This is a genomic window from Larkinella rosea (genome assembly GCF_003858635.1).
Taxonomy (GTDB): Bacteria; Bacteroidota; Bacteroidia; order Cytophagales; family Spirosomataceae; genus Larkinella; species Larkinella rosea.
Genome location: NZ_RQJO01000017.1, coordinates 291,445 through 305,940, shown reverse-complemented (window position 1 = coordinate 305,940; position 14,496 = coordinate 291,445). Strand labels below are relative to the sequence as shown.

Below are 14,496 nucleotides of genomic sequence, written 5' to 3'. Positions count from 1 at the left end.
AAGGTAGATTGTTTACGCGTTACGCACCCGTACGCCACTAATAGCCGAAGCTATCCGTTCGACTTGCATGTATTAGGCCTGCCGCTAGCGTTCATCCTGAGCCAGGATCAAACTCTCCATTGTAAATAACGTACTAACATTTTACTGTTACGTCGTCGATTGTCATTGTTTGGTACTTCTGTCCACTACGTCAAAGAACATATTTTCCTCGTTTGGAAAATGGATGATTGAGCTACCCGAAAGCTTGTCAACCGATATTGTAATTTTGCACCCGAACTCTTTCCCCGATTTGGGACTGCAAAGGTAAGGGAAGGTTTTGAAAAATCAAATTAAAAAAGAAAAAATAATTTTAACCTGCTTTTCTTTTTTAAACACCTAACTGATTCAAAAACAACCACTTAGGTAACTCCTCCCCGCTTCGTATCCCCGATTTGGGACTGCAAAGTACCGAATAATTTCCCACCTTGTCAAGACCTAATCCCAAAATAAACAGGTAACTTCTTTTAGCGTTGAAGTACTCGCTTCGTTCTCAAGAAGTTACCTGTTTAAAAATTTAAAAAATAATTACACCAGCTTAATCAAATGGTTGTTTTTTCCTTTGGAAACAATCAAATACCGGCTTTGTAGCCACTCCTGTTCCGACAGGAGTGTAGCATCATTAATTTTTTGTTTGTTGATGCCAACCGCATTTTGCGCAATCGCCCGGCGAGCTTCGCCTTTCGACGCATAGATTTCGCCCTTCGTGGCCACGGCCAACAGGTCAACGATATCTTTACTGGCCTCCAGATCGGCACCGGTAATCTGCGTTTGCGGCACTCCTTCAAAGATGATATCAAACTCGTCGGCCTGAATGGTCCGCAGTGTTTCAATGGTTGCCTTGCCGTACAGCACTTCCGATGCTTTAACCGCCAGTTCATAACCAGCTTGGGAATGGACTCGAATCGTTACATCTTTAGCGATTGCTTTCTGCAAAATCCGCAGGTGCGGAGCCTCGTTGTGCTGCCGTTCCAGTTCTTCGATTTCTTCGCGGGATAACAAGGTAAAGACACGGATCAGCCGGGGACAATCCGAGTCGTTGGCGTGCAGCCAGAACTGGTAAAACTGGTAGGGCGACGTCATGGCTGGGTCGAGCCACACATTACCACGCGCCGATTTTCCGAATTTGGTACCGTCTGATTTCGTAATGAGCGGGGTCGTCAACGCAAAGGCGTGGTATTCTTCCGAATGGTCGGTCGCACCGACTTCCTTTCGCCGGATGAGTTCCGTTCCGGTGGTGATGTTTCCCCACTGATCCGAACCGCCCATTTGAAGACGGACATTTTTATTCTTGTAAAGCCAGTAAAAATCGTATCCCTGAAGTAACTGATAAGAAAATTCTGTAAATGAAAGACCGGTTTCCAGCCGCTTTTTAACCGAATCTTTGGCAACCATATAATTAACGGTCAGGTGCGTACCGGCTTCCCGCAAAAAATCAAGAAAGGATATTCCCTTAAACCAGTCGTAATTATTGACCATTTCGGCAGAGTTGGCGCTCTCATCGAACACCAGAAACCGGGCTAATTGTGCCCGAATGCCTTCCTGATTGCGACGCAGGGTTTCTTCGGACAGAAACTCCCGCTCGGTTGAGCGGCCCGATGGGTCGCCAATCATACCGGTTGCTCCGCCCACCAAAGCGAATGGTTTGTGACCCGCCCGTTGTAAATGAACCAGCAACATAATGGTCGCCAGGTTTCCAATGTGCAGGGACGCAGCTGTTGGGTCAAAACCGATGTAACCGGCCGTCGATTCTTTCCGGAGTTGTTCTTCGGTACCGGGCATCATATCCTGCAACATGCCCCGCCAGCGGAGTTCTTCAATAAAATCAATCATAATGTAAGTAAGGAGGAGAGGAAGAAAGGAGGAAGGCAGGAAGGGAGGACGCATGGCCTTTCTTCCTTTTATCTCTTCCTCCTCTCTTCCTCAATTTTTGGGTGCAAAGATACAACTTCAGGGTAAAAGCAGCGAGGAGTCGCCGTAACTTAAAAACCGGTACCCGTTTTGCAACGCTTCCTTATATATCGTACGCCAGTTTTCACCGACGAAAGCCGCTATCAGCAAAATCAGGGTGGAACCGGGCTGGTGGAAGTTGGTAACCAATCCGTTCGTTATCCGAAACCGGTAACCGGGCATGCAATAAATACCGGTATGGCCGATGACGGCTTCCTGACCGGTTTTTTCGAGGTAATTCAAAACCGCACGCACCGCTTCCGGTTTTTCCGGCAGATCGTTTTCGCTGACGGAATATGCATACTTTTGATCCAGATGCCATGGATCGGGTTCCTGCTTCAGCAGCCGAACGCCAAACCAGTACAGGCTTTCCAGCGAACGCATCGACGTAGTACCAACGGCAATGACGGGGCCGGTGTGCGTTAGCAGATGCTGTAAATTTTGTCGGGAATAAACCACCTGCTCGGAGTGCATCGCGTGCTGGCGAACGTCCGATGTTTTGATCGGCTGAAAGGTTCCGGCGCCGACATGCAGCGTGAGGTAATCGGTTTTAATCCCTTTTTGGGCGAGTTGCGCGAGCACTTCCGGCGTAAAATGCAGACCGGCCGTCGGAGCCGCCACCGCCCCTTCAATCCGGGAATAGACGGTTTGATAGGTTTCCTTGTCGGCTTCGGTTACGTCGCGATTCAGATAAGGCGGCAGCGGAATTTTACCAGCTTCGTGGAGAATGGCCGCAAAGGATTCGTCGCCCGGCATTTCGTCGCCCGGCATTTCGTTGCCCGGCGTCCATTCAAACCGGACCTGCGACTGATGGGCGTCGTGCCAGTGGGCTTTTACCAAAACCGTATGGTCATGAATCCGAACCTCCTGTTCCAATACTTCGTCCGGTTTCCAGCGCTTCCGGTTCCCAATCATGCATTGCCAGATGCTTTGATGGTGATCCTGCATGGCTTCAGAAACCAGTCGGTCGGCCGGAACCGGATTGAGCAGAAACAACTCGATGGTTGCCCCGGTCGACCGCCGGAAATGCAACCGGGCCGGAATTACTTTGGTATCATTAAAGACCAGCAAACTGCCGGACGGTAACTGATCGGGCAAATCCCGAAAAGAACGATGATCAATTTTCCCCTGCCGGTATTCCAGCAATTTAGACCGATCGCGTTGCGGCAACGGAAACCGGGCAATCCGCTCGTCGGGCAGGTTATATTGAAAATCATTGAGTTGCAACTCTTCCATCGTCACTCTTCAACAGCGGGTTTCAGAGCCAGACGGATGGGCAGCGAAATAATTACAACGGCAAGGATAGCCGTGCAAACCGGTAATAGCCACTGGTGCCCGCTCAAACTGGTTGACCCCAACTGACTGTTTAAACGACGGAGAACATACAGGGCCAGGGCCATAATGGTATTGACAGCGGCCATCAGGCAATAAAACCAGTTGCGGACAATCTCGTTCAACTGGTCACGGTTTTCGATCCAGGCCTGCTGGTTCGGAATGGGCAACTTCACGCCGTCTACTTTCGGAAAAAGCTTCGTGAGGGTGTTGATGAGGGTATTCGTAATCAAAAAAATGGCGACGCAGGCGTAAAACAGGTAGTCGCGGCTCATAAACACATCCGGGCGGCTGTCGGGTGTAAATCCTACGGCCACATTGTTTTCCAGCGAAACGTACGTATAAATCAGTATTGATGCGAAGCCCACCAGCGAGGCCAGCCGCCATAATCGAATTGCAAACGTGCTAACTTTCATGAATTTGTCGATTCGCCTGCTATCAGGCTTTGGGCCGCAAAGGTACGGGCTGACGCGGTGTGTTCCCAATTCAAGCTTTAAAGTATTCTGTTACTAACTCTGATTTCCTTTGTTGATCTTTGCAAAACAGCCTTTTAATATCCCATGAAAATTTACACCAAAACCGGCGACCAAGGCCAGACTTCGCTGATCGGCGGGCGTCGGGTTAGTAAAGCACATCACCGAATCGGTGCGTACGGAACCGTCGATGAATTGAATTCCTACATCGGTTTGGTGCGGGATCAGCCGGTGAACGAAAACCGCAAGGACTTGATCAAGGAAATTCAGGATCGGTTGTTTACGGTTGGGGCCGAACTGGCGACTGACCCGGAAAAAACCGTTAAAAAACCGCTGCCGGCCATTCGGGATGCGGACATTACGGTGCTGGAAAAGGCAATGGACGAAATGGACACCGGGCTTCCGGCACTCCGGGCGTTTGTGTTGCCGGGGGGGCATCAGTCCGTCTCGTTTTGTCATCTGGCCCGTACGGTTTGCCGACGGGCCGAGCGGCTGGTCATTGCGCTGAATGACGTAGAACCGGTCGATCCGCTGGTGATTCAGTACCTCAACCGGTTATCGGATTACCTGTTTGTGTTGAGCCGCAAAATGACGCAGGAACTAGGCGCGGAGGAAATTACCTGGAAACCGAGGGTGTAGTTTTGTAACCGCTTTTCAAAGCTTATTAACAAATCAGCAACCGTAAAAAAAATAATTAGCATAACAACTAATTTTTACTGGACACTTCCTGAAGTTTTCAATACATTTGCTGACTATCAACCCGCTGACGACTTTTTTAGTTGGTCAGATTTGCTACCGACCATTATGACTACCGAATTAGTAAACATCGCGCTAAAGAAAGCAGAACGCTCCCGGATTGAGGAGGTCGACTTCAACAACCTGCCATTTGGCAAACATTTTTCGGACCACATGTTTGTGGCCGACTTCGTGGACGGCCAGTGGCAAAACCTGCAGGTGGTGCCGTTTGACAGCTTTACCCTCAGCCCGGCGCTGTCGTCGCTGCACTACGGGCAGTCGATTTTCGAAGGCATGAAAGCCTATAAAAATGAAGCCGGTGAGGTGCTGATGTTTCGCCCGCTCGAAAACTGGAAACGGATGAACGTGTCGGCCGAGCGCATGTGCATGGCGACGATTCCGGAGGAGGTTTTCATGGGTGGTCTGGAAGCGTTGCTCCGGGTCGATGCCGACTGGGTGCCGAACACGCCCGACAGCTCGCTCTACATCCGGCCCTACATGTTTGCTACAGACGTATTCCTGGGCGTTGCCCCCTCGAAAACGTACCGGTTTTGTATTTTCACCTGTCCCGTGGGCGCTTATTATACCAAACCGCCGAAACTGAAAGTAGAAACCGAGTACATCCGGTCGGCACCGGGCGGAGTTGGATACGCCAAATGTGCGGGCAACTATGCCGGATCGATGTATCCGACGATGCTGGCCCAAAAGGCTGGTTACGACCAGATTATGTGGACCGACGGCGTTGAACACAAATACATTGAAGAATCGGGAACCATGAACATTATGTTCGTGATCGACGGCAAGCTGGTCACTCCGGCCACGTCGGATTCGATTCTGAAAGGCGTTACCCGCGACAGCATCATTCAGGCGGTTCGGAGCTGGGGCATCGACGTGGAAGAACGAAAAGTGTCGATTCAGGAAGTGATTGAAGGCATTGAAAACGGCAACCTGACGGAAGCGTTCGGTGCAGGAACCGCCGTGGTGGTTTCGCCGTATTCGCTGATCGGATTTGAAGGGAAAGATTACATGCTGAGCGAAATTCCGAAAGAAGATTCACTGGCAAACCGCATCTTCAATTACCTCACGGATGTCAGAACCGGACGGGTTGAAGACACGTTTGGCTGGATGTATAAAATTTAATGATGAATATAAATGATGAATGTAAAAGTGAAACACTCCACCACTTTTACATTCATCATTGTTTTTTCTACATGCTCGGACTGCCGCCCAGCGTCAGCTTCAGGCCAAAATCCTTGCCTTTCGACACATCGGTCAGCGTCACCCGGTCGTTGCCGGAAGCCTTCCACGTTTGCTGAACCGGATTGCCATATTTACGGGTAAAATACGTCGTCAATTCCTTCAGGTGCGTATCAACCGATTGCCGGTTATTGAGGTAAATATCGACCTGAATGCCCGAAACTTTTTTATTTTTATCCAGAAAATACTGAATATCCGTTGACTCCAGATTCGGATAATCGATGGTATACCCCACGTGAGCGGCATCTTCTTCGAATGGTTCAGCCGACTCTTTCTCCTTGACCACCGAAACCGCATCGCCCGAATTAACTCCCCGGAATAGGCCGTCGTCCGGCCCAACCAGCTGCTCCAGCCAATCGCTCACGACAACTTCCGAATCAGGCTGATTGGTAACCATTTGAGTACTGTCGACCGGAGAAGTGGCCTCCGATACCTGTTGTTTAGTCTGGCAGGCATTCAGCAAAAGCACCGTTGCCAGCAGCGCGCTGTAGATAAACGTTTGTTTCATATAGTTCAGGTTGGTTGTTGGTTTACGGTTTTGGGTTTACAGCTTTCGGTTGCTGACGCCAGCATAAATAGTATGCGTCCGCCTTCCGTAATCAGAAAACCAAATACTGCAAACTGTTCTACGACGAAAAGCCCCGCGAACGGCCACCGCCAAAAAAACCGCTGCGACCACCGGAGGGGCGGCTGATCCGCGAACTGCTGACGCTGCTCCCGATTCGGTTGGCGCGTTCGTACGTCTGGGGGTTGCTGTATACGCCGGAGCTATATTGCTGTTCATTGGCATAACGCGGAGTAGTCGATCGACCCAGCATGTAGCCCAGGCTCCCCCACAACAGCACATTTGATAAACCGCTGTGGTGGTGATAGGCCGCCGGATTATGAAAATAGCGACGCGTTGACGAGTCGGCCTGTACCAACCGGCGGGCGGCTTCGACGCTCAGCGTATCGCGGTGACCATCTGCATAATTAACCACCGCACCCGCCAGTTTGGGGTCGACTTCCACTTCGTCCGTAATTTTAAAATTCCCCGGACTCGTTTCCGTGATGAACGTCCGAACGCCTTTTCCGAACGCCGGTTTTTCATCATCGGCCTGTTCATAATCGGAGTCGCCCGAATTGCCACAGCTTTGCAATACCGTCGTACCATTCAGCAGCGCGAGGCCCAGGGTGGCACTGAGGGCGATGTCTTTCACCCGACGTAAAATGGTTTGTTTTCGAATTGGTGTCATGTTTTTGCAAACAGTCGTGTTGACGAAACTACGGAGAAGAGCCGTTGGTTGCAAGAAGTTAGCGGATGAAAGGAAAAAAGGCCGTAAGAGGTTCGGGTTCTGAATTACGAACAGAACCGGGTTGTAGGTTGGCAAAAGTGGTTGGAGATGGCTTATTTTGGGGAAATATGTCGGATCGAATCGCTTTCATCGAACAGTTACTCCACCGGATCTCGGCGCTTCAGTCGGAAAACAGTGTATTTTTCCCGTCCGGTTTGCTACCCTCCTACCGAAGCAATCCGTTGCTGGCAGGCTACCACCGCCCCGATACCAACGTTTTTTTTACGGCCATTACGGTTTTTACTTTACAGCAAATCCGGGCCAGGCTTCCCGTGGCTTTGCAGGAAAAAGTCGACAAAATTAGTCAGAGTGCCATGCTGCATTATCCTGATTTTCAGAACAAAGACGGGCTAAAAACCTATAATTTTTATAAAACACCCAAACCGGGCCGCTCTTCCGGTCATTTTCCAAACGGGCGGTTTTTGCACCGCATCGAGCATTTCCGGCTTCCCGACGATGCCGACGATACGGCGATGATTTACCTGACCAGCCAGCCATCGCGCGAAGACTTGTTCTGGTTGAAACACAAGCTGGCGCAGCATGCGAATCTGGCGACCCGGCAGGTCGAGGATTCGTATCCCGAGTACATCAATCTGCGGGCCTATTCAACCTGGTTTGGCAAAAACATGCCCGTTGAGTTCGACGCCAGCGTTTTATGCAATCTACTGTTTTGCATTTTTCACTACAACCTGCCGCTGGACGAACACGATTTCGACAGCCTGACGTTCATTCGGTCGGTGGTGGAAACCGGTCGGTACTTCCGCGAGCCGTTTCGCTGTTCACACTCGTATCCGCGAACCGTCCTGATCTTCTACCATATTGCCGGTTTGCTGGCCGCTTTCCGTCCGGAACCCTTGGAGCCGATTCGGCCGCAGTTAATCCGGGACGGCTTTCGGTTGCTGGAAAGCGGTTTGCCGGTAATGGACCAACTGATTGTTTCCACGTCGTTGCTACAACTGGGCGAAAAACCACCCCGGATTGCCGTAAACCGCATTCCGGAAAGTGAAATTCGTACTTATTCCTTTTTTATTGCCGGCATGTTGACGGCGTCCCAAAATCCACTGCTCAACCGCATGGCGCAGTCCCGGCTGGTTCGGATGGACTGGACCTGCGAAGCACACTCACTGGCCCTCCTGCTCGAATATCTGGTCTATTCGGAACCCGAAACGATGAGTTAACTAAGAAAAGGGGCGGTTTTTTCCTAAATTTCGAGCTTAAGCATTAAACAAATAACCTGATTTCCTATGAAGACGTTTTTACGCACTGTGGTGGCGATTTTTATGATGAGTTGCGTGGTGTTCAGTTCCTGCCAAAGTCTGGAAGGGCCCGAAGGACCGCAAGGGCCACAGGGACCGGCGGGCGCCAACGGTGCAAAAGGGGATAAAGGAGATAAAGGCGACAAAGGGGCCGACGGAACGGCGAACGCGCAGCAGATCAACTACAGTGCGCGAAATCACGAAGGATTGACCGATTTATTGCTGCCGCTGCCCCAGGCTATCAATCGGGATATTGTCGAAAAGAGTGTCTTTTACGTATACGTCAAACAGTCGGTTCAGAAGGCCAATGGTGAAGAAGATTCGTACTGGTTTTCGATTCCGGGTGAAACCATTAAGGGCAATGCCTACACCCATTTTGTTTCGCCGGGCAACGGCCAGACACTGGCGGGGGTGTTTTTGCGCCGGACGGTCAATTTTCAAACCGGCAACGAGTATTTCGAAGCCATCCGCGTGGTGGTCGTCACCGCCGACAAAGTTTCCAATGGTCGTCTAGCCGCCGTTGATTTCAGTAATTATGAAGCGGTTCGGATGGCGTATGGATTGCCGGAGTGAGGGTTAGGAATGTAGGACTAGAAAATGTCCAATCGTAATCCAGTCAAAAAGCTAATTACTAGTCGGAAATTTTTGCTTGATCTTTTCTACAAATTCAACCGAAACGCCAGCAATTTTAGCGACTTTTTCCACCGAAAAATCTGTTTCGGTCAGCAAATTGTTTACAAATTTAATCTGCTCCTGTTCCCGGGCATTGTCTTGCCCGACCAGATAGGCCGCATCTTTCTCAATGCTTACAAACTTGGCGATACTGTCCATTGTAAGGTCTTTAAGTGTTTGCTCTAAGTTACGTAACTGCGCTAAAACGCGCAACTGGCTAAAATATCTTTTTAACGCGAGATCACCAATCGTTGTTGCTTCAACCCGTTGAATAATCCGGTGCAAAACGGTTTCAGGGGACTCTCCTCCAAAATTGCCTAATACGCCCAGAATAACTTCTTCGGGTTGGTCAGATTTAAGAAAAAGATGATAATCCAGTTTGGCAAAAGAGATGACTGGAAAGCTGAATGTGAGACATTCACTCTCAATCAAGGTAAGCATTTGCGGCTTGGTTGAACCGAGAAAAATAACAAACTGGCGAACAGGAATTTTATATTTCCGCAGGAGCATAATATAATAATCGGCCATACGGTAAATCATTTCCGGTTCATCAACAACTTGAAATTCAATTTGGAGTACAAAATTGTTGCCTTGAACATCCGTAATTTTCTTTAATACATCAGGCTTACGCTCTTTTGTATGTTGAATATCATCGGGTAGTTCCACCGACATAAATGGCGTAATACCAAGTATATCCCGCATTAAACCCGGTATGACGGCTTCGATGTTTTCTTTGAAAATCTTGTCGTACTGGTTTATTTGCTTACCCATGCAACAAAAATTCAGCAGCTAGAAAATTACGATATTCTTTCAGAAGTAGAAGTATATAACTTGTAGAGGTACTCGATCACCCCAACTCCGCCAGCAAATCATCCGGCAACAACGGCAAATACGGAGTCAACGGTTCGGTGGAGGTGAAGGCCGATAAACGGAGCAACCGGTTGTCGACAGCGTCGTACTGCAGCTCGACAAAAAACAAATCGAGGGCGTAGAGGAGGTAGATGTGGGTGTCCTCGTAACGGTTGGCCAGCACCGCTCCCCGGAACCAAAGTTGTTCCTGCTGGTGATCGTGGGGGAGTCTCAGAAAATCGTCAAGCTTCATCAAGGTCAATTGCACTTTGGGCTAAATATCTGTATTTTTCCCGCCTATACAAGTTTTTTCCATAAAAATTCCTTTCCTAAACCTGGATTATGTTCTTCAAATTTCGTCACGTAATCGCCGTTGGATTCGTTCTGATGGCCCTTCAAACGTGGGCCGATGTTCGGTTGCCGAAAGTATTCGGTTCCCACATGGTTCTGCAACGCCGGAAACCCATTCCGGTCTGGGGGTGGTCTGATCCCAGCGAGAAGATAACCGTACAGTTCAATAATCAGACCAAAACCGCAAAAGCCGATAAAACCGGTAAGTGGTTGCTGCGCCTTGACCCGACCGAAGCCGGTGGCCCCTATGTGCTAACGGTTCGGGGCAAACGTACTACGATTTCCTTCGACGACGTGCTGGTGGGCGAAGTCTGGGTTTGTTCGGGACAGTCGAACATGGAGTGGGTCGTTAAATCGTCTTCCAACGCAGCCAGGGAGATTCAGGAGGCCAATTATCCGCAAATCCGCCATTTCAAAGTACCACACGACCTGAGCCTGACGCCCAAAGACGATGTCCTGGGGGGCGAATGGAAACTTTGTTCACCCGAAACCGCCGGCGATTTCACGGCGGTCGGCTACTTTTTTGCCCGCGAACTACAGAAAGAATTGAACGTCCCCATTGGTCTGCTCAACACGTCCTGGGGTGGCACGCAATCCGAATCCTGGACGAGCCGCGAGGCCATGGAAAGTTTCGAGGAATTTAAACCGGCGCTGGCCGCCATGCCGAAAAGTCTGGAGGATTATTCCAGAATGCGCATGGAACAGTTGCAGGCTCAGATCGCCAAATTGCAGGGTGGATTGCCCGATGCAGCCGAAATCAAGCAGTGGTCTGGAGCGGATGTTAACGACACAACCTGGCCGACGCTCCGCTTGCCCGACCTCTTCGACCGGAAAGCCATTCCCGGCTTCGACGGGGTGGTGTGGTTCCGGCGGGAGATTATGCTGCCGGACGAGCTGGCCGGAAAAGAAATGACGCTAAACCTGGGACCAATCGACGACACCGACGAAACCTATGTCAATGGCGTCAAGGTGGGAAATACTGGCCAGGCCGGACAGGTTCGCGGGTATACGGTTCCGGTTGGCACGCTGAAAGCGGGTCGGAATGTGATCTCGATTCGGGTGGAAGACTACGGCGGAGGGGGTGGTTTTCCGGCTAAAGAAGACCAGTTCAAGTTAACGGGCAACGGCAAAGATATTTCGCTGGCAGGCGACTGGAAATTCCGGATCGCCGACTTCAACCGCAATGCTGTGCTGGTCAACCCAAATCTGACGGGTACGATTTTGTACAATGCCATGCTTAAACCGTTGATTCCGTACGCCATCCAGGGAGTCATCTGGTATCAGGGCGAGACGAATGCGGGGCGGGCGTTTCAATACCGCAAAACCTTCCCGCTGATGATCACCGACTGGCGAACCCGCTGGGGTCAGGGCGATTTTCCGTTTCTGTTTGTTCAACTGGCCAGTTTCAATGCGGCCAATGGCAACAGTGCCAAAGGCAGCACCTGGGGCGAACTCCGCGAAGCCCAGACCATGACGCTCGCCCTGCCCAACACCGGCATGGCCGTAACATCCGACATTGGTGAACCGAAGGATATTCACCCGAAAAACAAACAGGATGTTGGCAAACGGCTGGCGTTGAATGCCTTAAAAACCGTATACGGCCAGAACCGGGTGTATTCCGGACCGGTTTTTAAATCGATGGAAATTAATGGCAACAAAGCCGTGCTGACGTTCGATCAGGTCGGTGGTGGGTTGCTGTCGACCGACAAATACGGGTATTTGAAAGGCTTTGAAGTGGCCGGTGCCGACCAGAAATTCTACTGGGCCAAAGCCGAAATTCAGGGCGACAAGGTCGTTGTGTACGCCAACGAAGTCGCAACGCCGGTTTCGGTGCATTACGGCTGGGCCGACGACAACGGCGAAGTGAATCTGTACAATAAAGAAGGGCTTCCGGCGGTTCCGTTCCGAACCGATACCTGGAAAGGAATTACCGAAGCTGCCGTGTTCAAGTAGAAATCAAAGGTAGTTTAATACGAAAGCGGAGTTGACGTGATGCAGGCAATCACGTCAACTCCGTTTCCATTTTATGGGCGATTACCAGTCTATGCTCAGGTTTCGACTTATGGGCAGATTTCCACTAGCTACCAGAATAAACCCGCCAGTTACAAAGTGTGATTTCCGTATCAACCCCCAACACGCCAAGTTTGTATCGGCCAAACAGCCACAGGGGACGCCGAAAACTGGATTAGAGTAGGCACATCAATCACACCAAGTTAACATCATGAAAAAGCAAATTGCCAAATTGACACTGAAAACAGATCAAATCATCGCTCTGTCTAAAACGCAGGCTTCCAACGTAATGGGTGGTCGCCCAAAAGATAAGACCATCGGAGGTTGCACGACCGCTGGTTATTGCCCAACTGAACTGTAATCTAATGGGTTAAGGCCTCTCAAAAAGCCTGACCCCTCAGTACCATTCGAAGATTCGAAGCAGCATTTGATCTCAAATGCTGCTTCAGTCTATTTTATTTCCACCACCGTTTGCCGGTATAACCTCTCATCACAACCATGAAATTGGGTCTTCTTGAATTCGGAACCGGATGCGTCAGTCCGATGGATATTGTTGAAAATGTATTGGAATACGGGCAACGGGCTGATGAATTAGGCTACACCCGGTTTTGGCTGGGCGAGCACTACGGTGCTTCGTCGGCCTACAGCAATCCGGAAGTACTGCTGCCGATTCTGGCCGGGATGACCAGCGAGATCAAAATTGGGGTAGCAGGTTTGCTGATGGCGTTTCATAATCCGTACCGCGTGGCATCGGCATTTAAGGTTCTCAATAATCTGTTTCCCAATCGGATCGACCTCGGCGTGGCGGGTGGGGGTGCCCCGCCCGAAATCGTAACCCAACTGGTCCCGGACGTCGATTTATCGATTCCGGCGGTTAAAATCGAGCGGTTTTCCCGGAACTGCACGGCTTTGTACGATTATTTATACGCGGAGGAAAATGCCAACCGGATTGCGCCGTTCGGCGGTTTTCTGCCCACCTTCTGGTCGTTGAGCGCGGGGCTGAAAAACGTTTCAGTACTGGCCGGTCAGCCGACTTCGCTTTGCAAATCGTCCTTTCACACCCGGATCGACGATCACAAACGGGAAGCGGAGAAACTGTACGAATACCGGGCCGAGTTTTTCAAAAACCACGGACAAGAGCCGGAAATCAACCTGGCGTTTGCTGGTGTCTGCGCCGAAACGGACCGGCAGGCCCGCAAAATCCGGCAAGAATTACAGCGCCCCGTTGGTGTTTATAACGAATTGATTGGCTCACCGACCTATATTCTGGATGAGTTGGCGCGACTCCAGGAAATCTACGAAGTGGACGAATTTATATTCATGAATATGGCGGAAGAAACCGGTCATAAACTGAAAAGCATCGAGATTTTGAGCCAGACGCTTCAACGCTACGCGGCCTTACCGTATGCAACGGAACGGCTGATGGGAACCCTATAAACCAAGGCAGCTCTTAAAAGCCAAAAAGGCCCGTGTTCGTCTGAACGCTGGCCTTTTTTTATGGTTTCGGCATTAATGGTTGAAACCGTGGTGTTTGCCGGAAAATCGCACAAATCAAAACCAGTAAAACGGTTCAATCAGGAACAGCAATTTGTTCAACGACCCACGGTTAAAACCGTGGACTTTTAATCACTACCATTGAATCTGTAATTCGGAAAACCGCTTTTCGATTTCATTGATGGGAAATTAACCCGCCACCGTTTTACGTTCCCGGAAGCAGCCCAAAACAACCCATTGCCGATTTTCCGCTAGTTACCAATCAATTCCTACCAGCTACAAATTGTGGCTTCTGAATCAATCCGCCGTTCACCAAATTTGTATCGGCCAATCAGAAAAGCCAAACACGGGGACGCCGAAAACCGGATAGAGTAGGCACATCAATCACACCATAAAACACAAACTCTAATGAAAAAGCAAGTTTCAAAAATCACGCTGAAAACCGACAAAATCATCGCTTTGTCAAAAAGCCAGGCTCGCAACGTTATCGGTGGCCGTCCTCACGAAACCGCTACGGCTTGTACGTCTAAAATTTGCGAACCGTAATCGGTTTTCAAATCCGTCCGCCAAAACAACCCGTTGTCGAACCGATACCAGTCATTCACCATTTCAAACCAGTGGTTCAATGAAATTTCTGAATCCGTTCGCAATGTAGCGGCTACCACAATTCTGGAAAAAACCGCTGAAAAGCACGAAGGAGTTTTATGAAAGTAAGACTCCTTCATTTTGTTAAAATGCCGCGTGCGC

Annotated in this window: 15 protein-coding genes and 1 rRNA gene; 8 read left to right on the top strand and 8 right to left on the bottom strand. The window is 50.1% G+C overall.

Annotated elements, in window-relative coordinates:
• The 4 genes from EHT25_RS32470 to EHT25_RS32455 all read right to left on the bottom strand — a co-directional run.
• A 16S ribosomal RNA gene (locus tag EHT25_RS32470) occupies positions 1–123 on the bottom strand; the annotation flags it as partial.
• A 441-nt stretch (positions 124–564) separates the two neighbouring features.
• Entirely contained in the window at positions 565–1,866 is a 1,302-nt protein-coding gene (gene tyrS / locus EHT25_RS32465; protein ID WP_124879634.1) for a tyrosine--tRNA ligase, read from the bottom strand.
• A 120-nt stretch (positions 1,867–1,986) separates the two neighbouring features.
• A complete protein-coding gene (locus EHT25_RS32460; protein WP_124879633.1) occupies positions 1,987–3,222 on the bottom strand; it encodes an S-adenosylmethionine:tRNA ribosyltransferase-isomerase in 1,236 nt (411 codons plus the stop codon).
• Positions 3,223–3,224: 2 nt separating this feature from the next.
• On the bottom strand, positions 3,225–3,734 hold the full coding sequence (locus EHT25_RS32455; RefSeq protein ID WP_229311878.1) for a hypothetical protein: 510 nt from the start codon (positions 3,732–3,734) through the stop codon (positions 3,225–3,227).
• A 144-nt stretch (positions 3,735–3,878) separates the two neighbouring features.
• Here EHT25_RS32455 and EHT25_RS32450 point away from each other — a divergent pair, with 144 nt between their 5' ends.
• Both EHT25_RS32450 and EHT25_RS32445 read left to right on the top strand, forming a co-directional pair.
• Positions 3,879–4,430, top strand: coding sequence for a cob(I)yrinic acid a,c-diamide adenosyltransferase (locus EHT25_RS32450; protein ID WP_124879619.1), 552 nt, complete (start codon positions 3,879–3,881; stop codon positions 4,428–4,430).
• 165 nt (positions 4,431–4,595) lie between these two features.
• Positions 4,596–5,666, top strand: coding sequence for a branched-chain amino acid aminotransferase (locus EHT25_RS32445; protein ID WP_124879618.1), 1,071 nt, complete (start codon positions 4,596–4,598; stop codon positions 5,664–5,666).
• Between the two features lie 67 nt (positions 5,667–5,733).
• On the opposite strand, the gene EHT25_RS32440 is transcribed toward EHT25_RS32445, so the two are convergent.
• The gene (locus EHT25_RS32440) at positions 5,734–6,291 is read right to left on the bottom strand and encodes a hypothetical protein (protein WP_124879617.1); all 558 of its coding nucleotides are present in this window, start codon (positions 6,289–6,291) and stop codon (positions 5,734–5,736) included.
• 118 nt (positions 6,292–6,409) lie between these two features.
• A complete protein-coding gene (locus EHT25_RS32435; protein ID WP_124879616.1) occupies positions 6,410–7,018 on the bottom strand; it encodes a Cj0371 family chemotaxis-regulating polar lipoprotein in 609 nt (202 codons plus the stop codon).
• A 167-nt stretch (positions 7,019–7,185) separates the two neighbouring features.
• Between EHT25_RS32435 and EHT25_RS32430 the strand changes: the two genes are divergently transcribed.
• The gene (locus tag EHT25_RS32430) at positions 7,186–8,295 is read left to right on the top strand and encodes a hypothetical protein (RefSeq protein ID WP_124879615.1); all 1,110 of its coding nucleotides are present in this window, start codon (positions 7,186–7,188) and stop codon (positions 8,293–8,295) included.
• 66 nt (positions 8,296–8,361) lie between these two features.
• The gene (locus EHT25_RS32425) at positions 8,362–8,946 is read left to right on the top strand and encodes a hypothetical protein (protein ID WP_124879614.1); all 585 of its coding nucleotides are present in this window, start codon (positions 8,362–8,364) and stop codon (positions 8,944–8,946) included.
• Between the two features lie 51 nt (positions 8,947–8,997).
• On the opposite strand, the gene EHT25_RS32420 is transcribed toward EHT25_RS32425, so the two are convergent.
• Positions 8,998–9,816: an RpnC/YadD family protein gene (locus tag EHT25_RS32420; RefSeq protein WP_124879613.1), complete on the bottom strand. Its 819-nt coding sequence runs from the start codon at positions 9,814–9,816 to the stop codon at positions 8,998–9,000.
• 76 nt (positions 9,817–9,892) lie between these two features.
• Complete coding sequence (locus tag EHT25_RS32415) at positions 9,893–10,147, bottom strand: hypothetical protein (RefSeq protein ID WP_124879612.1); 255 nt, start codon at positions 10,145–10,147, stop codon at positions 9,893–9,895.
• 89 nt (positions 10,148–10,236) lie between these two features.
• On the opposite strand from EHT25_RS32415, the gene EHT25_RS32410 reads away from it, so the two are divergent.
• From EHT25_RS32410 to EHT25_RS32865, 4 genes are all read left to right on the top strand, one after another.
• The gene (locus EHT25_RS32410; protein WP_229311877.1) at positions 10,237–12,198 is read left to right on the top strand and encodes a sialate O-acetylesterase; all 1,962 of its coding nucleotides are present in this window, start codon (positions 10,237–10,239) and stop codon (positions 12,196–12,198) included.
• A 268-nt stretch (positions 12,199–12,466) separates the two neighbouring features.
• Positions 12,467–12,616 (top strand): class I lanthipeptide, encoded by a 150-nt coding sequence (locus EHT25_RS32870; protein ID WP_165841074.1) that lies wholly within the window; start codon positions 12,467–12,469, stop codon positions 12,614–12,616.
• A gap of 137 nt (positions 12,617–12,753) precedes the next feature.
• Positions 12,754–13,692, top strand: coding sequence for an LLM class flavin-dependent oxidoreductase (locus tag EHT25_RS32405; protein ID WP_124879611.1), 939 nt, complete (start codon positions 12,754–12,756; stop codon positions 13,690–13,692).
• Between the two features lie 465 nt (positions 13,693–14,157).
• A complete protein-coding gene (locus EHT25_RS32865) occupies positions 14,158–14,295 on the top strand; it encodes a class I lanthipeptide (RefSeq protein ID WP_185731562.1) in 138 nt (45 codons plus the stop codon).
• The last annotated feature ends 201 nt before the right edge of the window (positions 14,296–14,496 follow it).